Origin of the sequence: Xanthomonas sp. BRIP62411, from assembly GCF_003993525.1 — a bacterium.
Taxonomy (GTDB): Bacteria; Pseudomonadota; Gammaproteobacteria; order Xanthomonadales; family Xanthomonadaceae; genus Xanthomonas; species Xanthomonas euroxanthea.
Window position 1 is genome coordinate 40,018 of record NZ_QEZI01000026.1, and the last position, 24,299, is coordinate 64,316.

16 protein-coding genes are annotated in these 24,299 nt (G+C 66.5%); 11 read left to right on the forward strand and 5 right to left on the reverse strand.

All coding sequences use genetic code 11. The features are described 5' to 3' along the window. Positions 1-427: 427 nt before the first annotated feature. The 3 genes from EO139_RS18775 to EO139_RS18785 form a co-directional block, all read right to left on the reverse strand. Positions 428-3,568, reverse strand: coding sequence for an efflux RND transporter permease subunit (locus tag EO139_RS18775; protein WP_126971922.1), 3,141 nt, complete (start codon positions 3,566-3,568; stop codon positions 428-430). A gap of 145 nt (positions 3,569-3,713) precedes the next feature. Beyond that, entirely contained in the window at positions 3,714-6,962 is a 3,249-nt protein-coding gene (locus tag EO139_RS18780) for an efflux RND transporter permease subunit (RefSeq protein WP_126971924.1), read from the reverse strand. 93 nt (positions 6,963-7,055) lie between these two features. Next, positions 7,056-8,297: an efflux RND transporter periplasmic adaptor subunit gene (locus EO139_RS18785; RefSeq protein ID WP_104584104.1), complete on the reverse strand. Its 1,242-nt coding sequence runs from the start codon at positions 8,295-8,297 to the stop codon at positions 7,056-7,058. A gap of 255 nt (positions 8,298-8,552) precedes the next feature. Here EO139_RS18785 and EO139_RS18790 point away from each other — a divergent pair, with 255 nt between their 5' ends. The 6 genes from EO139_RS18790 (at position 8,553) to aceK (ending at position 16,499) form a co-directional block, all read left to right on the forward strand. Then, positions 8,553-9,869, forward strand: coding sequence for a M20 family metallopeptidase (locus tag EO139_RS18790; protein ID WP_126971926.1), 1,317 nt, complete (start codon positions 8,553-8,555; stop codon positions 9,867-9,869). Positions 9,870-10,026: 157 nt separating this feature from the next. Beyond that, positions 10,027-10,842, forward strand: coding sequence for an NADPH-dependent 7-cyano-7-deazaguanine reductase QueF (queF, locus tag EO139_RS18795; protein ID WP_126971928.1), 816 nt, complete (start codon positions 10,027-10,029; stop codon positions 10,840-10,842). 102 nt (positions 10,843-10,944) lie between these two features. Continuing rightward, positions 10,945-11,238: a LysM peptidoglycan-binding domain-containing protein gene (locus tag EO139_RS18800; protein ID WP_104584101.1), complete on the forward strand. Its 294-nt coding sequence runs from the start codon at positions 10,945-10,947 to the stop codon at positions 11,236-11,238. Between the two features lie 73 nt (positions 11,239-11,311). Continuing rightward, the gene (locus EO139_RS18805; protein ID WP_126971930.1) at positions 11,312-11,869 is read left to right on the forward strand and encodes a hypothetical protein; all 558 of its coding nucleotides are present in this window, start codon (positions 11,312-11,314) and stop codon (positions 11,867-11,869) included. Positions 11,870-12,258: 389 nt separating this feature from the next. Then, positions 12,259-14,490, forward strand: coding sequence for an NADP-dependent isocitrate dehydrogenase (locus EO139_RS18810; RefSeq protein ID WP_126971932.1), 2,232 nt, complete (start codon positions 12,259-12,261; stop codon positions 14,488-14,490). A 269-nt stretch (positions 14,491-14,759) separates the two neighbouring features. Then, positions 14,760-16,499, forward strand: coding sequence for a bifunctional isocitrate dehydrogenase kinase/phosphatase (aceK, locus tag EO139_RS18815; RefSeq protein ID WP_126971934.1), 1,740 nt, complete (start codon positions 14,760-14,762; stop codon positions 16,497-16,499). A gap of 116 nt (positions 16,500-16,615) precedes the next feature. Here the strand turns inward: aceK and rho are convergent, their stop codons facing one another. Both rho and trxA read right to left on the reverse strand, forming a co-directional pair. Then, on the reverse strand, positions 16,616-18,502 hold the full coding sequence (gene rho, locus EO139_RS18820) for a transcription termination factor Rho (RefSeq protein ID WP_164739919.1): 1,887 nt from the start codon (positions 18,500-18,502) through the stop codon (positions 16,616-16,618). Positions 18,503-18,719: 217 nt separating this feature from the next. Next, positions 18,720-19,061 carry a thioredoxin TrxA gene (gene trxA, locus EO139_RS18830; RefSeq protein WP_005923050.1) on the reverse strand — a complete coding sequence of 114 codons (342 nt, stop codon included), beginning with the start codon at positions 19,059-19,061 and terminating at the stop codon, positions 18,720-18,722. Between the two features lie 198 nt (positions 19,062-19,259). Here trxA and rhlB point away from each other — a divergent pair, with 198 nt between their 5' ends. The 5 genes from rhlB (at position 19,260) to ung (ending at position 24,269) form a co-directional block, all read left to right on the forward strand. Continuing rightward, the gene (gene rhlB / locus EO139_RS18835; RefSeq protein ID WP_126946434.1) at positions 19,260-20,978 is read left to right on the forward strand and encodes an ATP-dependent RNA helicase RhlB; all 1,719 of its coding nucleotides are present in this window, start codon (positions 19,260-19,262) and stop codon (positions 20,976-20,978) included. A 75-nt stretch (positions 20,979-21,053) separates the two neighbouring features. After that, entirely contained in the window at positions 21,054-21,740 is a 687-nt protein-coding gene (gene ftsE / locus EO139_RS18840) for a cell division ATP-binding protein FtsE (protein WP_104584147.1), read from the forward strand. Then, positions 21,737-22,687 (forward strand): permease-like cell division protein FtsX, encoded by a 951-nt coding sequence (gene ftsX, locus EO139_RS18845; protein WP_126946431.1) that lies wholly within the window; start codon positions 21,737-21,739, stop codon positions 22,685-22,687. The genes ftsE and ftsX overlap by 4 nt, the downstream gene beginning before the upstream one ends. Positions 22,688-22,695: 8 nt before the next feature. Continuing rightward, a complete protein-coding gene (locus tag EO139_RS18850; protein WP_164739090.1) occupies positions 22,696-23,538 on the forward strand; it encodes a response regulator in 843 nt (280 codons plus the stop codon). A 5-nt stretch (positions 23,539-23,543) separates the two neighbouring features. Next, positions 23,544-24,269: a uracil-DNA glycosylase gene (gene ung / locus EO139_RS18855; RefSeq protein WP_115677953.1), complete on the forward strand. Its 726-nt coding sequence runs from the start codon at positions 23,544-23,546 to the stop codon at positions 24,267-24,269. The last annotated feature ends 30 nt before the right edge of the window (positions 24,270-24,299 follow it).

The window sequence follows — 24,299 nt, forward strand, 5'->3', positions numbered from 1 at the left end:
TCTGCCGGCCCTGTCGCCCGTGGCGTGGCGTGATCGCGCGGTGCACATTGCAAGGATGTGCGCCGCTGCGGACTCGGATGGCGCACTCCCGACGTCAGGCCAGGAAAGCAGACGATTCCGCTCAGCAGCGGCGTCTGGATGCGGTCAGGTGGGCTCAGGCCAAAAGCTTGGTGAGTCGAGGGCGCGATGCCCTCACCACTTGCGGAACACGCCGCAAGTACGTCCATGTAGGTTCGGTGGCGGCATCCATGCCGCCACACGGTCCCGCAAGCGGCGAGGGCACCGCACCTGCCAACGTGGTCGTGTACCGATGGGAACCAGAAAGCCTGCGCCATCCATATGGCGGTGAGCTTGGTAAAAAAAAGCCCGATCTGTTACCCACACAAAGACCGCATGCGTCTGGCGGGGTGCGGTCTTTTGAGCACGCTCAGTGCGCCGAGGTTGCCGGGCGCCGTGCCGCCGCGCGCTCGGCCCGACGTGCACGCGCGCGTGCACGACGCGCCTTCCAGCGTTCGCTCAGGCAGGAGAAGATCACGTACAGCGCCGGGGTGCTGAGCAGGGTCAGGCCCTGCGAGAAGATCAGCCCGCCGATCATCGCGATGCCCAGCGGGCGGCGCAGTTCCGAGCCTTCGCCCAGGCCCACCGCCAGCGGGACTGCGGCCAGGATCGCCACCATCGTGGTCATCATGATCGGGCGGAAGCGCACGATCGAGGCTTCGCGCGCAGCCGCGCGCGGATCCATGCCGTGCACGCGCTGCGCCACCAGCGCAAAGTCGATCATCATGATCGCGTTCTTCTTGACGATGCCGATCAGCAGCACCAACGCGATCATCGAGATCACCGACAACTCCGTGTTGGTGAGGAACAACGCCAGCAGCGCGCCGACGCCGGCGGCCGGCAGCGTGGACAGGATGGTCACCGGGTGGATCAGGCTCTCGTACAGCATGCCCAGCACGATGTAGACGGTGAGCACCGCGGCCAGCAGCAACACGCCCATCGAGTTGGGGCTGAGTTGCACGTTGAAGCTGTCGTCGCCGCTGAGGCGGATGCCGTCGGGCATGCGCAAGCCCTCCACGGTGGACTTGATGATCAGGTCCGCCTCGCCGGTGCTCACGCCCGGTGCGAGGTTGTAGCTCAGATCCATCGTGGTGTACTGGTTTTCGTGGACGATCTGCGGCGGCGCCAGCCCGGGCACCTGGGTGGCGACGGAGGTGATCGGCACCATCAGGCCGGCGCGGTTGGGCACGAACACCTGATCCAGCGCCTTGGGCGTTGCCGTCTGCGAGGGCAGTGCGTTGACCACCACGCTGTACTGGTTGAGATCCGAATAGATGGTGGAAATGGAGCGCTGACCGAACGCGCCATACAGCGCGCCATCGATGGCACCGACCGAAATGCCCAGGCGCGCGGCCTTGGCCCGGTCGATCACGATGTTCTGGCGCAGGCCCGAGGTATCCACGTCGGTACCGACATCGCGCAGGCGCGGATTCTTCTTCAACGCGGCCTGCAGTTTGGGCAACCATTCCTGCAGCTGGGCCAGGTCGTTGCCCTGCAGCGAGACACGGTACTGCGCGCCCTGGCTGGTGCCGCCACCGCCGTCGCTGGGCAGGTCCTGGATCGCGCGCAGACGCAGATCCAGATCCGGGTAACGGTCGGCCTTGGCGCTCAGGCGCGCGACCACTTGCGCGGTGGTCTCGCGGCGGCCTTCGTCGCGCTTCTTCAATTCGATGTTGAACGACGCACTGGAACCCTGGCGACCGGAACCCAGCCGTGCACCGACGGTCTTCACCGCCGGGTCGGCCATCAACATGTCGGTGATGCGGCGCTGGCGGCTGACCATGTCGGCAAACGACACCGTCGCGCTGGAATTGGCGCGGCCCCAGATCAGGCCGGTGTCCTGCGCCGGGAACGAGCCCTTCTTGACCGCACCGCCGAGGAAGACGGTGGCGGCGATCAGCAGCAGCGGCGTCAGCGACAGCAGCAAGGCGTGCCGTAGCGAGAAATCCAGCGCCACCGTGTACACCGCGAGCATGCGCTCGTGCAAGCGGTCCAGCCAGGCGCCGAAACGGCTAGGTTTTTCCGGTTCGGTGTGCGCGGACAGAAAGCGGCTGCACAACGCCGGCGTCAGGGTCAGCGACACCAGCATCGACACCACGATCGCCGCCACCAGGGTCACGGTGAACTCGCGGAAGAACGCGCCGATCATGCCGCTGGCAAACAGCATCGGAATGAACACCGCCACCAGCGAGGCAGTGATCGACACGATGGTGAAGCCGATCTCGCGCGCACCGGCCAATGCGGCATCCAGGCGTGGCATGCCTTCGTCCAGATGCCGCATGATGTTTTCGATCGCCACGATCGCATCGTCGACCACAAAGCCAATGGCGATCACCAGCGCCAGCAGGCTGAGGTTGTTCAAGGTGAAGCCCAGCACGTACATCACCAGCGCCGAGCCGGCCAGCGACAGCGGCACGGTGACCGCCGCGATCAGCGTCGGCGCCAGGCGGCGCAGGAACAGTGCCATGGTCAGGATCACCATCACCAGGCTGATCATCAGCGTGGCCTGCACCTCGTGCAGCGAGGCGCGGATGGTCGGGGTGCGGTCGAAGTAGGGCGTCAGCGTGGTGCCGGGCTGCAGGTAGGCGCGCAGCTCCGGAATCTGCGCCTTTACCTGGTCCACGGTTTCGACGATGTTGGCGCCGGCGCGGGTGAAGGCATACATCACCACCGCCGGCTTGCCGTCGAACCAGGCCGCCTGGTAGGCGTCCTGCTGGCCGTCGTAGACGGTGGCCACGTCGCCCAGCCGCACGATGCGCCCGTTGGACTGGGTGGAGATTGCCAGCTGCGCGAAGTCGGCGGCCTTGGACACCGAATCGTTGGCCACGATCGCCATGGTGGTGTTGCCGTCGGACAAAAACCCGGTCGGCGAAGTGACGTTGGCCGCGCGTACCGCGTTGCGCAGGTCGTCCGGGGTCAGGCCCAGCGCGTTGAGCGCACGCAGGTCCACGTCCACGCGGACCGCCGGCGTGGAGGCGCCTGCGATGTCGACCGAACTGATGCCGGTGATCTGGCGCAGCCGTTGCGCCAGCAGCGAGTCGGCAACGTTGTAGAGCTCATCGGCCGATTGCGTGTCCGAGGTCAGCGCGATGGCGATGACCGGATCGTCGTTCGGATTGGCTTTCGAATAGATCGGCGTGCCGAGCCCGGACGGCAGGTCCGACTGCGAGGAGTTGATCGCGGTCTGCACGTCCTGCGCGGCCGAATCGATGTTGCGATTGCTCTGGAACACCAGCACCACCAGGCTGCTGCTCTCCGAACTGGAGGAGCGCATGCGGTCGATGCCGGGCAACTGGCCCAGGTGGCGTTCCAGTGGGGCGGTGACGGTGGAGGCCATGGTGCTGGCATCGGCGCCGGACTGCGTGGCGTGCACGAAGATCACCGGAATCTGGATGTTCGGCAACGCCGCCACGCCCAGCCGCAGGTAGCACATCAATCCGATCACGAACAAACCGATCGCCAGCAGCGCGGTGCCGATCGGGCGCTTGATGAAGGGCGCGGAGATGTTCATGGCCGTGGTGCCGGGATTTGGGAATCGGGATTAGGGATTCGGGAAAGGCCAGAACCAAAGCCGAAACCAAAGCGACTGTCACGCGTGCGTGCGAGCGGGCGATGCCGCGGGCCAGCGGATCGGTCAGCGATACCGCTACCGGTCCTCATGCCGGGCGCTCCGGGCTTGGAGCCGCAGCTGCATCGCCATGACGTGCAGCACGGCGCGCGCGCCAGTCGCGCAGCCGCTCGCCGGCACGTTCCATGTACAGATAGATCACCGGCGTGGTGTACAGCGTCACCAGCTGCGACAGCAGCAGGCCACCGACGATGGCGATGCCGAGCGGACGGCGCAGTTCCGAGCCGATGCCGGTGCCCAGGGCCAGCGGCAGCGCGCCCAGCATCGCCGCGGCGGTGGTCATCATGATCGGGCGGAAGCGCAGCAGGCAGGCGCGGCGGATCGCCTCGTGCGCGTTGGCGCCTTCGCGGCGGGCGTCGATGGCGAAGTCGATCATCATGATCGCGTTCTTTTTGACGATGCCGATCAGCAGCACGATGCCGACGATGCCGTCCACCGACAGGCTCAACCCGCACAGCATCAGTGCCAGCAGCGCGCCGACGCCGGCCGGCGGCAGCGTGGAGATGATCGTCAGCGGGTGGATGTAGCTCTCGTACAGCACCCCCAGCACGATATAGATCACCACGATCGAGGCCAGCAGCAGCCACACGATATCGGTCTGGCTGCCGGTGAATTCGGCCGCCTTGCCGACGAACTGCGCGTGCACCTGGGTCGGGATCTTCAGGTCCTGGCGCGCCTGCTCGATCGCCGCCACTGCCTGCGACAAGGAATGCCCCGGTGCCAGATTGAACGAGATGGTGACCGCCGGCAGCTGCTGCTGGTGGCTGACCACAAGCGGCGTGTTGGTGACCTTGGCCTCGGCCAGTGCGGCCAGCGGAATGATGCTGCCGGCCCCGACCACGATGCCGGTGTTCTGCGCGCCCACGCCGGTGGCGGTGGACGAATTGGACGAGGTCAGCTGGCCGAAGCTGGTCGCATTGGTGCCGGTCAGCGCGCCGCTGCCGTTGCTGGCCACCGCCAGCTGGTTCATCAATGCGGTGCTGCTGCGGAATTCCGGCGCCACTTCCAGCACCACCCGGTACTGATTGAGCTCGGTGAAGATGGTGGAGATCTGGCGTTGGCCGAAGGCGTCGTACAGCGTGTCGTCGATGGTCTGCATCGGCACGCCGAGCATGCTGGCCTTGTCGCGGTCGATGCTCAGTTCCAGCGCACGGCCCTGATTGGCCAGGTTGTTGTCCACGTCGGCCAGCTCGGGCAGCTTGCGCATCGCCTCGGTCATGCGCCCGGCCCAGGTGGCCAGCTCGCTGCTGTCCACGTCCGATATCGAATACTGGTATTCGGTGGCGGCCACGCGGGTGTCCAGGGTGACGTCCTGCACCGGCTTGAGGAACAGCGCCACGCCCGGAATGCCGGCCACCGCCTTTTGCAGGCGCGGCAGCACCTCGTCCAGGCCCTCGCGGTCGCCGCGCGTCTTCAGCACGATTGCCAGCTGGCCCTGGTTGATGGTCGGGTTCATGGTGCCGGCGCCGATGAAGGCGGCCACGCCGGTCACCGCCGGGTCCTTCTGCAGCGCCGCGGCCACCGCCTGGGTGCGCTGCTCCATCTGCGGGAACGCCACGTTCTGGTCGGCCTGCACCACGCCGGTGATCAGGCCGGTGTCCTGCTCGGGCAGCAAGCCCTTGGGGATCGCCACGTACAGCACCACGGTCAGCGCCACTGCGCTGATCGCCACCGCCAGGGTCAGCGGCTGGTGCGCCAGCACCCAGTCCAGGCTGCGTTCGTAGGCGCCCACGGTGCGCGTCCACAGGTTGGTCTTGCCGGCGGCGGCGGCGCGTTCGTGCGCGTCCTCGCCTTCGGGCAGGGCGTCGGGCTTGAGCAGGTAGGCGCACATCATCGGCGTCAGCGTCAGGGACACCAGCATCGAGATCACCACCGCAATCGACAGCACCCACGCAAACTCATGGAACAGGCGCCCGGTCACGCCCGGCATCAGCAGCAGCGGCAGGAACACCGCCACCAGCGACACGGTCAGCGACAGCACGGTGAAGCCGATCTGCCTGGCGCCTTCTTCGGCCGCTTCCCGCCCGCTCTTGCCCTGTTCGATGTAGCGCACGATGTTCTCGATCATCACGATCGCATCGTCGACCACGAAACCGGTCGCCACCACCAGCGCCATCAGCGACAGGTTGTCCAGCGACATGCCGGCAAACGCCATCACCCCGAAGGTGCCGGCCAGCGACAGCGGCACCGCCACCGAGGGAATGATGGTGGCCCACAGCCGGCGCAGGAACACGAAGATCACCCCCACCACCAGCGCGATGGTCAGCACCAGGGTGAACTTCACCTCGTGCACCGAGGCGCGGATGGTTTCGGTGCGGTCGGAGAACACCTCCAGGTGGACGTCGGCCGGCAGCACCGACTGCAGCTGCGGCAGGATGCTGCGGATCTGCTCCACCGTCTGCACGATGTTGGCGCCGGGCTGGCGTCGGATTTCCAGCAGCACCGCCGGCTTGCCGTCGGCCCAGGCGGCGAGCTGGTCGTTCTCCACGCCGTCGACCACGTTGGCCACATCGGCCAGCCGCACCGGGCGGCCATTGCTGTAGCTGATGATGGTTTCGCGGTATTGCGCCGCGTCGGTGAGCTGGTCGTTGGTGCCGATGCTGTAGGACTGGGTCTTGCCGTTGAGCGACCCCTTGGGCGCGCTGACATTGGTCTGGGTCAGCGCGCTGCGCAGTGACTCCATGGTCAGGCCCATGTTCGACAGCTGCGCCGGATTGACCTGGATGCGCACCGCCGGGCGCACGTTGCCGGCGATCGACACCAGCCCCACGCCCGGCACCTGCGACAGGCGCTGGGCCAGGATCGCATCGGCATAGCGGTTGACCTCGCGCAGCGGCAGCGAGTCGGAGGTGAGCTTGAGGGTCAGGATCGCCGCGTCGGCCGGATTGACCCGGTTGTAGACCGGTTGATACGGCAATGACGAGGGCAGGGTGGCCTGACGGATCGCCGCCTGAACATCCTGCGCGGCGATGTCGATGTCGCGGTCCATCGAAAACTGCAGGATGATCGTGGACAGGCCTGCCGACGAATCGGAGGTCATCATCTGCAGCCCGGAGATCTGCCCGAACTGGCGCTCCAGCGGCGTGGTCACCAGCGAGGCCATGGTGGTCGCGTTGGCGCCGGGATACTGGGTGGTGACCACCAGGCTGGGTGCATCGATTTCCGGCAGCGCCGAGACCGGCAATTGCCGGTAGCCCAGGATGCCCAGCAGCAGGATGCCCGCCATCAACAACGAGGTGGCGATGGGACGGCGGATGAAGATGGTCGAAAAGCCCACGGGGGGTGTCCTTGCTGAAGACGTCAATCGATGCCGGCGCGCATGGCGCCGATGCGCACCGGTGACGGAAGTCCCGTCGCCGGTGCGCGCGAGTTAGCGCGGACCGCCGCCGCCGCGTCGGCCACCGGCGCCGCCATGGCTCTTGTCCTGCGCGGCCTTGAGTTCGGCCTCGGTCGGCTCCGGCGGGGTTTCGCCGGGCTTGAGCGCACTGACCTTGCTGCCCGGCTTGAGCCGGAACTGGCCTTCGGTGACTACCCGCTCGCCCGGCTTGAGCCCCTTGGTGACCTGCACATGGCTGTCGTCCACTTCCACGCCCTGCACCACGGTGCGCATCTGCGCGGTGTTGTCGCTGCCGACCACGTAGACGTAATCGCCGTCCGGGCCGCGCTGCACGGCCTGGGTCGGCACCACGGTGCCGCCGGAGATGGTGCGCAGCTGCAGGCGCACGTTGACGAACTGGCCCGGCCACAACGCGTTGTCGGTGTTGGCGAAGATCGCACGCGCACCGAAGGTGCCGCTGTCGGCGGCGATGCGGTTGTCGATCACCTCCAGCTTGCCGTCGCCGCTGATCACGTGCGCATCGCCGCGATCCAGCGCCGCCACGTCCAGCGGGGCAGCAGCCTGGCCGCTGCGCACCGCCTGCAACTCGCGCTCGGGCAGGTTGAAGGACACGTAGATCGGGCGGATCTGGGTCAGGGTGACGATGGTGGAGCTGGCGCTGACGATATTGCCCACGTCCACGCCGCGGATGCCGGCAATCCCGTCGATCGGCGCGGTCACGCGGGTGAACTGCAATTGCACCTGCGCCGAGCGCATCTGCGCATCGTTGGCCGCCACCGCCGCCTCGTACTGCGCCACCTGGTTACGCTGAGTATCCAGGTCTGTGCGCGAGACGTACTGCTTGTAGGCCGGGTCGTTGGAGCGCTGGTAGTTCACCCGCGAGGTCGCCAGCAGCGCCTGGTTCTGGCGCTTGGCCGCCAGTGCCTGGTCGTAGCTGGCCTGCAGGGTGCGCGGGTCGATCTGCGCCAGCAGCTCGCCCTTCTTCACTTCCTGGCCTTCCTTGAAGTTGAGGCTCATCAGCTGGCCGCCGACCTGCGGGCTGACCGTGACCGTATTGAGCGCGGTCACCGTGCCCAGCGCGCTGGCGTAGACCGGCACATCCTGGGTGGTGGCGGCCACGACCGTGACCGGCACCGGGCCGCTGTTCTCGGTGCCATTGCCGTCCGGCGCGTCCGCCCGCTTGCCGTGGTTGCCCCCGCCGAACATCCGCATGGCGACGAACACCACGACGAGCACCGCTACGACCAGCAGTGTGATCTTCCAAAAACGCGACATGCGACAACTCCTGATGGCGGGCCGGGCGCTGGTGCGACCGTGGGGCGGCTGTGCGCAGCATATCGTTGCGGTCAGGCAATTGAGCGTTACTGAAGTAACGGCTCGCCGGGCGAAACGACCGCAGCGTTCACGGATGCAGTGCAGCGGCAACGCGCCAGGGCCGATGCGGTTGACCGCAGGACTGAATCGAGCCCACTGCCGCCCGCCGGGCACGCGCCTGCACTACATTAAGCAACCATCTTCAGAGGATTGCCGATGCGCCACTCCCGCCTGCTGACCAGCGCCTTGCTGCTGGCCCTGCCCACCCTGGCCGCCGCCCAGGCTGCGCCCCGGCCCGAGGTGCAGGCCGCCGCCGCGCCGTTGCAGACCAAGCTGGTGCAGTGGCGCCGCGACTTCCATCAGCACCCGGAACTGTCCAACCGCGAGGAGCGCACCGCCGCCACCGTGGCCGCGCAGCTGCGCAAGCTCGGCCTCAAGCCGCGCACCGGCATCGCCCATCACGGCGTGGTGGCCATCATCAAGGGCGGCAAGCCGGGTCCGAAGATCGCCTTGCGCGCCGACATGGATGCCTTGCCGGTCAAGGAGCAGACCGGCCTGCCGTTCGCCTCCAAGGCCACTGCCGAGTACCGCGGCGAGCAGGTCGGGGTGATGCACGCCTGCGGCCACGACGCCCACACCGCGATCCTGCTCGGGGTGGCCGAGGCGCTGGTCGGCATGCGCGAGCAGCTGCCGGGCGAAGTGATGCTGATCTTCCAGCCCTCCGAGGAAGGCGCGCCGGGCAACGAGGAGGGCGGCGCGTCACTGATGCTCAAGGAAGGCCTGTTTGCCGACTTCAAGCCACAGGCGGTGTTCGGCCTGCATGTGTTCTCCAGCGTGCAGGCCGGCAAGATCGCCGTGCGCAGTGGCCCGCTGATGGCGGCCTCGGACCGCTTCGCGATCAAGATGATCGGCCGCCAGACGCATGGCTCGGCGCCGTGGAACGGCATCGACCCGATCGTGGCCAGTGCCGACATGATCGGCGCTGCGCAGACCGTGGTCAGCCGCCGCGCCAACCTGTCCAAGCAGCCGGCGGTGCTGAGCTTTGGCGCGATCAAGGGCGGCATCCGCTACAACATCATCCCCGACGACGTGGACATGGTCGGCACCATCCGCACCTTCGACGAAGGCATGCGCCAGCAGATCTTCGCCGATCTCAAGACGGTGGCCGAGCACACCGCCGCCGCCCACGGTGCCACCGTCCAGGCGCAGGTACCGGACCAGCCCGGCAATCCGGCCACCGTTAACGACCCGGCGCTGACTGCGAAGATGCTGCCCAGCCTGCAGGCCGTGGTCGGCGCCGACAATGTCTACGAACCGCCGTTGCAGATGGGCGCGGAAGATTTCTCGTTCTACGCCCAGCAGGTGCCGTCGATGTTCTTCTTCGTCGGCTCCACCGCCAAGGGCATCGACCCGGCCACCGCACCCAGCAACCATTCGCCGCAGTTCCTGCTCGACGAATCGTCGCTGGGTGTGGGCTTGCGGGCGCTGTTGCAGGTGTCGCTGGATTACCTGCATCAGGGGCAGGCGGGCTGAATCGGGAATCGGGAATCGTGTGCAGTTGCACGGTTCCCGTTGACCGGTGGCGATCCATTGGTCGGCGGGCTGCTCGGAGCGGCCTGCTGCTGTCGCCAGCGCGCTCCCGCGTCTGCCATATACCTCACGGCCAGCCCGCCCGGCCTAAAATGGCGCGATGAATACCCCAGAAGATTCCACCCTCGGCCGTGAGGTTGCCTACCCCAGCGGCTACGATCCGTCGCTGCTGTTTCCGATTCCGCGCGCGGCCGGGCGCGAGGCGATCGGCCTGCGCGGGGCCTTGCCCTTCATCGGGCGTGACCGCTGGCATGCCTATGAACTGAGCTGGCTCGATGCGCAGGGCAAGCCGTGCGTGGCCACTGCCACCTTGCACGTGCCCTGCGATTCCCCTTCATTGATCGAATCCAAGTCGCTCAAGCTGTATCTCAATTCGCTCAACGCCACCCGCTTCAATAGCGCCGAGGCGGTGCGTACGCGCATCGCCACCGACCTGTCCACGCGCGCCGGTGCCGACGTGGCGGTGGAATTCGGCCTGCCGCCGATCGATGCGGTCGGCGAGGGCGAATCGATCGATACGCTGGACGTCAGCATCGACGACTATGGCCCGCCCAATGCCGCGCATCTGTCGGCGCTCGCGCAACCGGTCGCCGAAGAAGTGCTGACCTCGGCCCTGCTCAAATCCAATTGCCCGGTCACCGGTCAGCCGGATTGGGCCAGCGTCACGCTGCGCTACCGCGGCGCGCCGATCGACCGCGAAGGCCTGCTGCGCTATCTGGTGAGTTTCCGCGACCACGCCGAGTTTCATGAGCAATGCGTGGAGCGGATCTTCCATGACGTGCTGCTCCGCTGCGCGCCCGAGTGGCTGGTGGTCGAAGCGCGTTACACCCGTCGTGGCGGGCTGGACATCAACCCCTTGCGCAGCTCACCCAGCGTGCCGACACCGCTGTCGATCTTCCGCGACCTGCGCCAGTAATCGCCGCCATTGCAGGATCGCGCCAGCTTCACGGTGGCGCGATCCACGCTTAACAGCGCACCGCGCACCCTTCAGGCATCGTGATGCAAAGGGATTGCGGCAATGAATGTCGACAAGAAAGCAGATTTCTCCAACGTGACCTCCTCGGTCGACAGCACCGCGGAGGTTGCGCCTGCGGCGGATTTCTCCAACGTTCGCACCAGCGTGCAGAGCACCGCGCAACTGGTTGGCGAATCGGTCACCGTGCAGGCGGGCGACAGTCTGTCCAGCATTGCCAAGCGCCATTACGGCGACGGCAACCTGTGGCCGCGTATTTTCGAGGCCAACCGCGAAACGCTCAAGGATCCGGACAAGATCTTTCCTGGTCAGGTCTTGCAGTTGCCGCCGAAGGCCTAGGCGCACCGCGCACCCACTTCTCGAATCCACTTTTCGAAACCCACTTTTAGCTTGATCTTCCGGAGATTGATCCATGCGTACCAAATCCGTTTCCAGCACCCTCGCCATCGCGCTGGCCGGCGTGCTTGCCTTGTCGGGTTGCAGCAAGAAGGCCGACGACGACAGCGTGTCCAAGGATCCGACTTCCGGCGCCGCCACCGAAGCGATGCCGGGCCCGGCCGCAACACCGCCGGCAAGTGACCAGGCCGGCCAGAGCACGGCGACCGGCGCCGCCAGCACCGACAGCGCCGCCACGACTGGATCGGCAGTCGCGGTCTCCAGCGTGGTGGTCGGTACCGAGGCCGCTGCCGACAAGAGCGTGACACCGTCGGCCAGCATCGGGGCCAAGAGCACCATCATCGTGTCGATCAAGACCGACGGTAGCGCCAGCAACGTGCCGGTGTCGGCCAAGATGACCTACCAGGATGGCCAGGTTGCCGGCGAACAGACCGCCACGCTCAATACCAGCGGAGCCGAGACCACCAACCTGAGCTTCAGCAAGCCCGATGGCTGGCCGGCCGGCACCTATACCGTGCAGGCGATGGTGGATGGCAAGCCGGCCGGTACGCCGCAGACCGTTACGGTGAAGTAAGCGCGCCGACAGGGAGGCATCTGGCACATCGCTGGCAGCCGACGGCCCGCAAGGCAATTCTTGCGGCTGTTTGATGAGGCGGGGGATGTCGCGCAGCATGCTTGACTCGCTACATGACGCAGCAGGGCGCGATCGCAAGGTCGCGCCCTTTTGCATGGATGGCCTGTTCGTTACAGCTGCATCCATCGCATTGGCCGGGTGGCGGGACGGAGCATCCGCCTGTGGTCGCTTTACCCGGGCGCGGCTCAGACGCGACAATGCCATGCTGATCCATTGCCGCGTTCCGCGCGCAGGCCGATCGGCGTGCCATCAGCGACCTGCGTCGCGCACGCCAACGCCGGTGCCGTGAACACTGGCGCTCCTTCCGACCACACGAGCCATCGCACCTTATGTCGAAGACACCGAAGATCATCTACACGCTCACCGACGAAGCACCGTATCTGGCCACGCAGTCGCTGCTGCCGATCATCGATGCCTACACCGATACCGCCGGCATCGTGGTCGAAACCCGCGACATCTCGCTGGCTGGCCGCATCCTGTCGCTGTTTCCCGAACACCTGACCGACGCGCAGAAGATCGCCGACGACCTCGGTGAGCTGGGCGCGCTGGCCACCACGCCGGAAGCCAACATCATCAAGCTGCCCAACATCAGCGCCTCGGTGCCGCAGCTCAAGGCCGCCATCGCCGAACTGCAGGGCCAGGGCTATGCGCTGCCGGCGTATCCGGACACGCCCAAGGACGATGCCGAAAAGGACATCAAGGCGCGCTACGACAAGGTCAAGGGCAGCGCGGTCAATCCGGTACTGCGCGAAGGCAATTCCGACCGCCGCGCACCGCTGTCGGTGAAGAATTACGCGCGCAAGCATCCGCACCGCATGGGCAAGTGGAGCAGCGATTCGAAGTCGCACGTGGCGCACATGGACGAGGGCGACTTCTTTGGCAGCGAGCAATCCACCACCGTGGCGGCCGCCGGCGCGTTGAAGATCGCGTTTGTCGGCAACGACGGCAGCAGCAGCGTGTTGAAGGAAAAAGTCGCGGTCAAGGCCGGCGAGATCGTCGATGCCGCCGTCTTGAGCAAGCGCGCGCTGGCCAGCTTCATCGACGCGCAGATCGCCGATGCCAAGGCCAAGGATGTGCTGTTCTCGGTGCATCTGAAAGCGACCATGATGAAGGTCTCCGACCCGGTGCTGTTCGGCGTGGTGGTCGGCGAGTTCTACAAGGACACGCTGAGCAAGCATGCCGATGCGCTCGCGTCGGTCGGCTTCGATCCCAATAACGGCATCGGCGACCTGTATGCACGTATCGCCACGCTGCCGGAAGCGCAGCAGGCGCAGATCAAGGCCGATATCCAGGCCGAGTACGCGCAGCGTCCGGCCCTGGCGATGGTCAACTCGGACAAGGGCATCACCAACCTGCATGTGCCCAGCGACGTGATCGTCGATGCGTCGATGCCGGCAATGATTCGCGACTCCGGTCAGATGTGGAATGCCGAAGGCAAGCTGCAGGACACCAAGGCGGTGATCCCGGATCGCTGCTACGCCGATGTCTACCAGGCCGTGATCGATGACTGCAAGGCGCATGGCGCATTCGATCCGTCCACCATGGGTTCGGTGCCCAACGTCGGCCTGATGGCGCAGAAAGCCGAGGAATACGGCTCGCACGACAAGACCTTCCAGATTGCCGCCGCCGGCACCGTCAAGGTCACCGACGACACCGGCGCCACCGTGTTCGAACATGCGGTGGAAGCCGGCGACCTGTGGCGCATGTGCCAGGTCAAGGACGCGCCGATCCAGGACTGGGTCAAGCTGGCCGTCGAACGTGCGCGCCTGAGCGAGACGCCTGCGGTGTTCTGGCTGGACAAGGCCCGCGCGCACGATGCGCAGGTCATCGCCAAGGTCGACACCTATCTGAAGGATCACGACACCAACGGCCTGGATATCCGCATCCTGCCGCCGGTGGAAGCGACCACCTTCTCGCTGGAGCGCATCCGCAAGGGCCAGGACACCATCTCGGTCACCGGCAACGTGCTGCGCGATTACCTCACCGACCTGTTCCCGATCCTGGAGCTGGGCACCAGCGCCAAGATGTTGTCGATCGTGCCGCTGATGGCCGGTGGCGGCCTGTTCGAGACCGGTGCCGGTGGCTCGGCGCCCAAGCACGTGCAGCAGTTTGTCGAACAGAACAGCCTGCGCTGGGATTCGCTGGGCGAATTCCTGGCCCTGGCCGCCTCGCTGGAGCATCTGGGCAACCGCTACGACAATCCGTCGGCCACGGTGCTGGCCAAGGCGCTGGACGTGGCCAACGGCCAGTTCCTGGACAACAACAAGTCGCCAGCGCGCAAGGTCGGTGAACTGGACAACCGCGGCAGCCACTTCTATCTGGCGATGTACTGGGCGCAGGCCCTGGCTGCGCAGACCGAGGACACCGCCCTGCAGGCCAAGTTCGCACCGCTGGCCAAGGCGCTGACCGAGAACGAAGCCACCATCGTGGCCGAGCTCAACGGCGCCCAGGGCAAGCCGGTCGAGATCGGCGGCTACTACCACCCCGAGCTGGCCAAGGTCAGCGAGGCGATGCGCCCGAGCAAGACCTTCAACGACGTGTTGGCCACGCTGAAGGCCTGATCCAGCGCACCGCCTGTCGGCGGTGTGTGCAGCGATGCGACAGGCAGGGCCCGCCTCGATGAGAGGCGGGCCTTGTCGTTTCCGGCGTTTGCGTGCAACCGCGAGAACGCGGTCGTTGCGTGCCAGGTCTCACGACCTGGCAATGCCTTGCCTGCGAGGAGTCCTGCGCCTCGTTGCGAGCGGCCTGGGCATTTGGCCCACTGTGCGCCTGTTCGATTGATCCTTGCTCTCGGCTGCACGCCGCAACATGCGCTGGGTACACTGCGGCCATGAGCCAGCTCCCGTTACCGCCGCAGTCCGAGCGCCGTGCGCTGGCGATCGCCCATGCCGTGTACGACGCCTTCGAGGACTACCACGCCCGGTTTGCCGAGATCACCGCACGCGCCAAACAGCGCTTCGAAACGCGCGACTGGAGCGGCGCGCGCGATGACGCGGTGGCGCGGATCGCGCTGTACGACCAGTACATCAGCGAATGCATGCTGCGCCTGCGCGCGGTACTGCTGGGGCAGGCGCATGATCGCGCGCTGTGGATGCGCGCACGCGTGCATTACGCTGCGCTGCTGCGCGGGCTGATCGATCAGGAGTTGTACAAGACCTTCTACAACACCCTGACCCGGCGTTACTTCGGCACCCACGGCGTGGATGCCGAGATCGAATTCATCGCGCTGGATATCGAGCCGACCGATGCGATCACGGTGCCGGTTGCGCGGCACACCTATGCGGTCTCGCCCGGCCGGCTGACCGACATGCTGGTGTGCGTGCTCGGCGATTATTCCTTCGACGTTCCGTATGCGCATCGCACCCGCTGTGCAGCGGCGATCGCGGTGCGCCTGCTCGACGATCTCGCGCATTGGGGCGAGCACCCGGTGCGCAGCGTGGAGCTGCTGGAGACGGTGTTCTATCGCGAGCGGCGCGCCTACCTGGTCGGCCGCGTGTTCGGCGAACATCGCTTCTCGCCATGCGTCATCGCCCTGGTCAACAACGACGCCGGCCTGCGTGCCGAAGCGGTGCTGACCAAACGCAGCGACGTCGCGCAATTGTTCAGCAACTCGCGCAGTTACTTCCAGGCCGATCTGGCCACCGTCGGCGACGCGGTGGTGTTCTTGCGCAGCCTGCTTACCCACAAGCCGGTCGACGAGCTGTACACGATGCTCGGGCGCGCCAAGCAGGGCAAGACCGAACGCTATCGCACGTTTTTCAGCCATTTCCAGGCGCATCCCTCCGAGCAGCTGGTGCATGCCGACGGCACGCCCGGCATGGTCATGGTGGTATTTACCCTGCCCAGTTATCCGCTGGTGTTCAAACTGATTCGCGACCGCTTTGCCTATCCCAAGACCATGAGTCGCGCGCAGGTGGAGGGCAAGTACGAGCTGGTGTTCCAGCTCGATCGCATCGGTCGCTTGCTGGACGCGCAGCCGTATCGTTTCCTGCGGTTTCCCAAATCACGTTTCGCGCCAGCGTTGCTGGAAGAGCTGCAAACCAGCTGTGCGACGAGCCTGAGCGAAGATGGCCAGGACGTGCTGATCGCGCTGTGCTACGTGCAGCGCCGCCTGCGCCCGCTCAATCTCTACCTGCGCGAACAGCTGCCCGAAGCCGCGCATGCGGCCGCGCTGGACTACGGCCAGGCGATCAAGGACATGGCGCGCAACAACATCTTTCCCGGCGACATGCTGCTGAAGAACTTCGGCATCACCCGCCATCAGCGCGCGGTGTTCTACGACTACGACGAGCTGTGCCTGATCACCGAATGCACCTTCCGCGACTGGCCCACGCCCACCACCTACGAAGAACAGATGGCCGCCGAACCTTGGTTCCACGTCGGCCCGCGCGATGTGTTCCCAGAGCGCTTCGCGCTGTTCATGGGCTTGCCACCCTCGCAGCTGGAAGCGGTCAAGCACCTGCACCCGGAACTGTTCGACCCGCAGTGGTGGCGCGACCTGCAAACCCGGCTGCGCGAGGATGATTATCCGGACACGCCGCCCTATGCGGACTCGCGTCGTCTGGCGTAGCCGCCCGATGTCGACCTGCAAGGCATGGGCCATGCGAAGTGCCTGCCCGTACAAACCCCGCACCCACAAAAAAGCCCCGCGGTGCGGGGCTTTTTGTCTCGATGACGCCGACCGGGTCAGCGCTTCATCGAACTGAAGAACTCGTCGTTGGACTTGGTGGTCTTCATCTTGTCCAGCAGGAATTCCATCGCCGCGATTTCGTCCATCGGGTGCAGCAGCTTGCGCAGGATCCAGATCTTCTGCAGCAGCTCCGGCTCGATCAGCAGATCTTCGCGACGCGTGCCCGAGCGGTTGATGTCGATCGCCGGGTACACGCGCTTTTCGGTGATGCGACGGTTCAGGTGCACTTCGCTGTTGCCGGTGCCCTTGAACTCTTCGTAGATTACCTCGTCCATCTTGCTGCCGGTTTCCACCAGCGCCGTGGCGATGATCGTCAGCGAGCCGCCTTCTTCGACGTTACGGGCCGCACCGAAGAAGCGCTTCGGACGGTGCAGGGCATTGGCGTCCACACCGCCGGTGAGCACCTTGCCGGAGCTGGGCACCACGTTGTTGTAGGCGCGCGCCAGGCGGGTGATCGAGTCGAGCAGGATCACCACATCCTTCTTGTGCTCGACCAGGCGCTTGGCGCGCTCGATCACCATCTCGGCGACCTGCACGTGGCGCGCGGCCGGTTCGTCGAAGGTGGAGGAGATGACCTCGCCGCGCACGGTGCGCTGCATTTCGGTCACTTCTTCCGGGCGCTCGTCGATCAGCAGCACGATCATGTGCACTTCGGGATGATTGCTGGTGATGGCCGTGGCCACCTGCTGCATCATCATCGTCTTGCCGGCCTTGGGCGGGGAGACGATCAGCGCGCGCTGGCCCTTGCCCTGCGGCGCCATCAGATCCAGGATGCGGCCGGTGATGTCCTCGGTGGACCCATCGCCACGCTCCAGCCGGAAGCGCCGACGTGGAAACAGCGGGGTCAGGTTCTCGAACAGCACCTTGTTCTTGCTGGCTTCCAGCGGCTCGCCATTGATGGTGTCGACGATCGACAGCGCGAAATAGCGTTCGCCGTCCTTCGGGAAGCGGATGCGGCCGGACAGGTGATCGCCGGTGCGCAGGTTGAAGCGACGGATCTGGCTGGGCGAGATATAGGTATCGTCCGGACCGGCCAGGTAGCTGGCTTCTGCGGCACGCAGGAAGCCGAAGCCGTCGGGGAGGATTTCCAGCACGCCGTCGGCGGCAACGCCCTCGCCGTGGCGGGTCAGCACCTTGAGCAGGGCAAAGATCACGTCCTGCTTGCGCGCGCGCGCCACGCCTTCCTGGATGTTGAGCTGGTCGGCGATATCCAGCAGCTTCTGCGCCGGCATCCGCTTGAGATCGCTCAGCGAATAGACCGGGAAGCCTTCCGGCACCGCCGGGTGCGGGCGCGCGACGAACGGCTCGTTGCTGCCATCCGACGACGGCATGCCGCCGCCACCTTCGTTGCCGAAGCGGTCGCGCCCACGGTCACGGCGGTTGCGGAAGCGGTCACGGCGGTTGCCCTGCTGGTTCTGGCCCTGGCCTTGCGGGTTCTGGCCGCCATTCTGGCCCTGGTCCTGGCCCTGACTTTGCGCCTGGGGCTGACCCTGGTTCTGGCCCTGGCCCCGGTGTTGTGCCTGATTCTGGTTCTGCTGCTGCTGCGCCTGATTGAAGCGCTGCTGCTGCGTCTGGCCACCCTCGCGGGAGTCGCCATGGGTGTTGTCGTTGCCCTGGTTGCCCTGGCTGGCGCTGGGGGCGTTACCGGCGTAGGAGGCGCCATCGCTGGACGTCTGCGCCGGTGCCGGGTCGGCAGCGTGCGACGGTGCCTGCGGGGCACGTGGGGTCTCGGGTGCGGGGCTGGCGGGCAAGGGCAGGTTGGGCTGCTGCGCGCCACCATCGTCGGTGGCAGCGGCGGTCTTGCTCACGCGCGGCTTGCGCACGCGCTTCTCGACAGGAGCGTCGACGCTGCTCCCGGTATCGGAGGAAGGATGATCGGACAAGTGCGTGATTCCTCGCTAAGAGTGCGAGCGCCCGGCTGGGGGGCGAACTTTAGGTGATGGGAGTCTAGAAGAGGTTTCTAGAGGGGTACGTCGGCGCACGAACGTGCTCCGGATCAACTGACACTATCACCGCTGCGCGCAACCGCGCAAGCGCCTGCCTCAGCAGGATTTAACTGCTGGCGCATCACGGGGCGCCCATCGCTGGACGCCCACTCGCTCAGGCGGCCGCGCCGCCCAGGGTCTTGTCGATCATCTGGGTCAGCTGGCCCTTGCCAACCGCACCGATCTGGGTGGCCTGCACCTGCCCGTCCTTGAACAGCAACAGCATCGGGATCGAGCGCACGTGGTACTTGATGGCCAGGGCGCGGTTCTGATCCACATTGACCTTGGCAACCTTCAGTCTGCCCTGGTATGTATCGGCCAGATCGTCCAGCACCGGGGCGATCATCTTGCAGGGTCCGCACCACTCGGCCCAGAAATCCACCAGTACCGGTTCGCCGGATTGCAGTACAGCTGTATCGAAGTCGGCATCGCCGACATGTTGAACCTTGTCGCTCACGTTGGGTCTCCTGGAAACCAAAACGGCCCGCCCGAACGGGCAGGCCGCTACATTGCGTTAAACTGGGGCATTGCGCGACTGAATCAAGTGTCAGTCCTGAAGCCGCGCTGTCCGCCACAACAGCCGCAGTTTGCGACGCTGTCGGCATCGATGCAAGCCGCGCCCGGGCTGCCCAGGGCGCCTCACGAAGACGGAATAATGAGCGACAAACCGCTGACCGATTTGACTTTTTCCACGTTCGACCTGCATCCGGCGCTGATCACCGGGCTGGAGAGCGCCGGGTTCACCCGCTGTACCCCGATCCAGGCGCTGACCCTGCCGGTCGCCCTGCCGGGCGGCGATGTCGCCGGCCAGGCCCAGACCGGCACCGGCAAGACCCTGGCGTTCCTGGTGGCGGTGATGAACCGCCTGCTGATCCGCCCGGCGCTGGCCGACCGCAAGCCGGAAGACCCGCGCGCGCTGATCCTGGCGCCCACCCGCGAGCTGGCGATCCAGATCCACAAGGATGCGGTCAAGTTCGGCGCCGACCTGGGCCTGCGCTTTGCACTGGTCTACGGCGGAGTGGACTACGACAAGCAGCGCGAGCTGCTGCAGCAGGGCGTGGACGTGATCATCGCCACCCCGGGCCGGCTGATCGACTACGTCAAGCAGCACAAGGTGGTCTCGCTGCACGCCTGCGAGATCTGCGTGCTGGACGAAGCCGACCGCATGTTCGACCTGGGCTTCATCAAGGACATCCGCTTCCTGCTGCGGCGAATGCCCGAGCGCGGCACCCGGCAGACCCTGCTGTTCTCGGCCACGCTCAGCCATCGCGTGCTCGAGCTCGCATACGAGCACATGAACGAGCCGGAAAAGCTGGTGGTCGAAACCGAGACCATCACCGCCGCACGGGTGCGCCAGCGCATCTATTTCCCGTCCGACGAAGAAAAGCAGACCTTGCTGCTGGGCTTGCTGTCGCGTAGCGAAGGCGCGCGCACCATGGTGTTCGTCAATACCAAGGCGTTCGTCGAGCGCGTGGCGCGCACGCTGGAGCGGCATGGCTACCGGGTCGGCGTGTTGTCGGGCGATGTGCCGCAGAAGAAGCGCGAGTCGCTGCTCAACCGCTTCCAGAAGGGCCAGCTCGAAATCCTGGTCGCCACCGACGTGGCCGCGCGCGGCCTGCATATCGACGGCGTCAAGTACGTCTACAACTACGACCTGCCGTTCGATGCGGAAGATTACGTGCACCGCATCGGCCGCACCGCGCGGCTGGGCGAAGAAGGCGATGCGATCAGCTTCGCCTGCGAGCGCTATGCGATGAGCCTGCCGGACATCGAGGCCTATATCGAGCAGAAGATCCCGGTCGAGCCGGTGACCGCCGAGCTGCTGACGCCGCTGCCGCGCACCCCGCGCGCGCCGGTGGAAGGCGAGGAGGCCGATGACGACGCTGGCGACAGCGTGGGTACGATCTTCCGCGAGGCGCGCGAGCAGCGGGCCGCCGAAGAGCAGCGTCGCGGCGGTGGTCGCAGCGGCCCGGGCGGCGCAGCGCGCAGCGGCAGTGGCGGCGGTCGTCGCGACGGCGGCAGTGCCGATGGCAAGCCGCGTCCGCGTCGCAAGCCGCGGGTGGAGGGCGAAGCCCCGGCAGCGGCCGCGCCGGGCGAAACGCCGGTGGTTGCCGCCGCGTCGGTCGAGGCACCGTCCACCGTCGTGGCCGATGCCGAGCGCGCACCGCGCAAGCGTCGTCGTCGCCGCAACGGCCGCCCGGTCGAAGGGGCCGAGCCGGCAGTGGCCTCCACGCCGGTCGCCGCACCTGCCGCACCGCGCAAGCCCACCCAGGTGGTCGCCAAGCCGGTGCGCAGCGCCGCCAAGCCGTCCGGCAGCCCGTCGCTGCTGAGCCGTATCGGTCGTCGCCTGCGTTCGCTGGTCTCGGGCAGCTGATCGCACGCAATGCCAATCGCATCGCCGGGCTCCGGCGATGCGACGCAAGCGCTGGCGCTCCGGCATAATCGCTGGATGACCGTTCTGCGTTTCGACAACGTCAGCAAGCACTACGCCGGTGGCCACCAGGCGCTGACCGATGTCAGCTTCGAAGTGGCCGATGGCGAGATGCTGTTCGTGACCGGCCACTCCGGCGCCGGCAAAAGTACCCTGCTCAAATTGATCCATCTCAGCGAGCGGCCCAGCCAGGGCACGGTGCTGCTGGGCGAGCGCAACCTGCTCAAGGTGCGCGGCCGGCAGATTCCGCTGCATCGTCGTCAGGTGGGTGCGGTCTACCAGGACCATCGCCTGCTCAACGACCGCAGCATCGCCGAGAACGTGGCCTTGCCGTTGATCCTGCGCGGCACCCGCCGTGCCGAGATCGGCAAGCGCGTGCGTTCGGCATTGGAGCGGATCGGGCTGGCCCATCGCGAGAAGGCGCTGCCGTCGCAGTTGTCGGCCGGCGAGCAGCAACGCGTGGGCATTGCCCGCGCCATCGTCGGCGAGCCGCGCCTGCTGGTGGCCGATGAGCCCACCGGCAATCTCGACCCGGCACTGGCTGCCGAAATCATGCAGTTGTTCGCCGAGCTGCCGGCACGCGGTACCAGCGTGCTGGTGGTCAGTCACGATCTGGCCCTGCTCAAGCAGATGCGCAAGCGCGTGCTGATCCTGGACCACGGCCGGCTGGTCGACGACATCTCGCCGCAGGATCTGGCCGAATGAGCAAGCCCGCCAATACCGAAGCCGTCGCCCCCTCGCGGTTCGGCGTGTGGATCGACCACCATCTGCACAGCATCGCCTTCAGCCTGGGGCGGGCCATGCGCAAGCCCTGGGCCACCTTGCTGACCATCGTGGTGATGGCGCTGGCGCTGGCCTTGCCGCTGGGGTTGTCGATCGCGCTGGACAACGTCAAGTTGCTGGCAGGCAGCGTGCAGCAGTCGCGCGAGATCAATCTGTTCCTGAAGGTCCAGATCGGTGCCGAGGCCGCGCAGGCGCTGGCCGGTGAACTGCGTGCCCGCCCGGACGTTGCCCAGGTCACGTTGCGCACGCCGGGGCAGGGGCTGGCCGAGCTGCGCGAGAGCGCCAAGCTCGACGAGGCGATCGACGCACTCGGCGACAACCCGCTGCCCACGCTGTTGATCGTCACGCCCACCGAGACGGCCGACGATGCGCAACTGGCCGGCGCACTGCAGGCCTTGCCGCAGGCCGATCAGGTGCAGCACGACGCGCTGTGGCGCAAGCGCCTGGATGGCTGGCTGCATTTCGGCGAGCGGCTGGTGCAGGTGCTGTCGGCACTGCTCGGGATCGGCGCGGTGCTGGTGGTCGGCAACACGGTGCGGCTGGATATCCAGTCGCGGCGCGAGGAGATCGGCGTGCTGCAGTTGCTGGGCGCCAGCGATGGCTTCATCCGGCGCCCGTTCCTGTATCTGGGTGCCTGGTACGGGCTCGGTGCCGGCGCCGTGGCGCTGGCGCTGATCGCCGCCTCCGGGCTGGCGCTGCGCGCGCCGTTGGCGAGCCTGGCCGACAGTTACGGCAGCTCCTTTACCCTGCACGGGCTGGATCTGCTGCATTCTGCGATGGTGCTGGTCGGCACCCTGGTCCTGGGCTGGCTGGGCGCCTGGCTGGTGACCGGCCATTTCCTTCGCCAGACCCGTCCCACCGAGACCTGAGGCCTGCCATGCATCCACCAGATCTCAAGCATCTGATCAGCGACGCGCCGCGCGTGATGGTGGTTGATGGCTCCAAGCTGGTGCGCAAGCTGATCGCCGATGTGCTGCAGCGGGATCTGCCCAACGTGCAGGTGATCGGCTGCTCCAGCATCGCCGAAGCGCGCCAGGCGCTGGAAGCCGGTGCGGTGGATCTGGTCACCACCTCGCTGTCGCTGCCCGACGGTGACGGCCTGACGCTGGCGCGCAGCGTGCGCGAGGCGGCCGGCCAGGCCTATGTGCCGGTGATCGTGGTCTCCGGCGATGCCCAGCAGCATCTGGTGGAGCGTCGCTTCACCGAGTACGTCACCGACTACTTCGACAAGGCGCTGGGCCACGAAGCCCTGGCGACCTTCATCCGCGGCTATGTGCAGCCCGAGCCGGTGGTCGGCGCGACCGTGCTGTACATCGAGGACAGCCGTGTGGTGGCCGAGGCGACCAAGCGCATGCTCGAGCGGCAGAGCCTGAAGGTCATCCACGTACTCACCGCCGAGGACGCCTTTGCGCTGCTGACCGCCGAATCGCTGGGCCGCACCGAACGCCGCATCGACGTGGTGCTGACCGACGTCACCCTGAAGGGCGAGCTCAACGGCCGTGACGTGGTCGAGCGCATCCGCATCGATTTCGCCTACGGCAAGCGCCGCCTGCCGGTGCTGGTGATGACCGGCGACACCAATCCGCGCAACCAGTCCGAACTGCTGCGCGCCGGCGCCAACGATCTGGTGCAAAAACCCATCGAAGAACGTCTGCTGGTGACCAAGGTGCTGTTCCAGCTGCGCCTGGCACGGCTCGAGGACCAGGCCGTCACGCTATGACCGAAGTGGCTGAAGTGGAAGCGCGTATCCAGCTGGAACCGTCATGGAAGGCGCGGGTGGGCGATTGGCTGTTGCGCCCGGAGATGCAGGCGCTGTCTGCATTCCTGCGCCAGCGCAAGGCGGCCGGGGCGCGGGTGTTCCCGCCGGGTCCGCAGATCTTCGCCGCCTTCGACGCCACCCCGTTCGAGCAGGTCAAGGTGGTGATCCTGGGCCAGGACCCGTATCACGGCGAAGGCCAGGCGCATGGGCTGTGCTTTTCGGTGCTGCCTGGCGTGCCGGTGCCGCCGTCGCTGCTCAACATCTACAAGGAGATCCAGGACGACCTGGGGATTGCGCGGCCGGACCATGGCTATCTGATGCCGTGGGCGCGCCAGGGCGTGCTGCTGCTCAATGCGGTGCTGACGGTGGAGCAGGGCCGGGCCGGCGCGCACCAGAACAAGGGCTGGGAAGGCTTTACCGACCATGTCGTGGAAACCCTCAACCGCGAGCGCGAAGGCCTGGTGTTCCTGCTCTGGGGCAGCTATGCGCAGTCCAAGGGCAAGGTCATCGACCAGGCGCGCCATCGCGTGTTCAAGGCCCCACATCCGTCGCCGTTGTCGGCGCATCGCGGCTTTCTGGGCTGCCAGCACTTTTCCAAGACCAACGAACACCTGCAGCGTCGCGGGCTGGGTCCGATCGACTGGTCGCTGCCGCCGCGCAACACGCTGGACACCACTTCGGCCAGCGGCTGAACGGCGCTGGCGCCGTTGCATTTCGCGACG

What these genes read in the sequence shown, in the direction of transcription:
- EO139_RS18775 (WP_126971922.1), bottom strand. Translation starts at nt 3,568, where the DNA reads ATGAACATCTCCGCGCCCTTCATCAAGCGCCCGATCGGCACCGCGCTG.
- EO139_RS18785 (WP_104584104.1), bottom strand. Translation starts at nt 8,297, where the DNA reads ATGTCGCGTTTTTGGAAGATCACACTGCTGGTCGTAGCGGTGCTCGTC.
- EO139_RS18790 (WP_126971926.1), top strand. Translation starts at nt 8,553, where the DNA reads ATGCGCCACTCCCGCCTGCTGACCAGCGCCTTGCTGCTGGCCCTGCCC.
- queF (WP_126971928.1), top strand. Translation starts at nt 10,027, where the DNA reads ATGAATACCCCAGAAGATTCCACCCTCGGCCGTGAGGTTGCCTACCCC.
- EO139_RS18800 (WP_104584101.1), top strand. Translation starts at nt 10,945, where the DNA reads ATGAATGTCGACAAGAAAGCAGATTTCTCCAACGTGACCTCCTCGGTC.
- EO139_RS18805 (WP_126971930.1), top strand. Translation starts at nt 11,312, where the DNA reads ATGCGTACCAAATCCGTTTCCAGCACCCTCGCCATCGCGCTGGCCGGC.
- EO139_RS18810 (WP_126971932.1), top strand. Translation starts at nt 12,259, where the DNA reads ATGTCGAAGACACCGAAGATCATCTACACGCTCACCGACGAAGCACCG.
- aceK (WP_126971934.1), top strand. Translation starts at nt 14,760, where the DNA reads ATGAGCCAGCTCCCGTTACCGCCGCAGTCCGAGCGCCGTGCGCTGGCG.
- rhlB (WP_126946434.1), top strand. Translation starts at nt 19,260, where the DNA reads ATGAGCGACAAACCGCTGACCGATTTGACTTTTTCCACGTTCGACCTG.
- ftsE (WP_104584147.1), top strand. Translation starts at nt 21,054, where the DNA reads ATGACCGTTCTGCGTTTCGACAACGTCAGCAAGCACTACGCCGGTGGC.
- ftsX (WP_126946431.1), top strand. Translation starts at nt 21,737, where the DNA reads ATGAGCAAGCCCGCCAATACCGAAGCCGTCGCCCCCTCGCGGTTCGGC.
- EO139_RS18850 (WP_164739090.1), top strand. Translation starts at nt 22,696, where the DNA reads ATGCATCCACCAGATCTCAAGCATCTGATCAGCGACGCGCCGCGCGTG.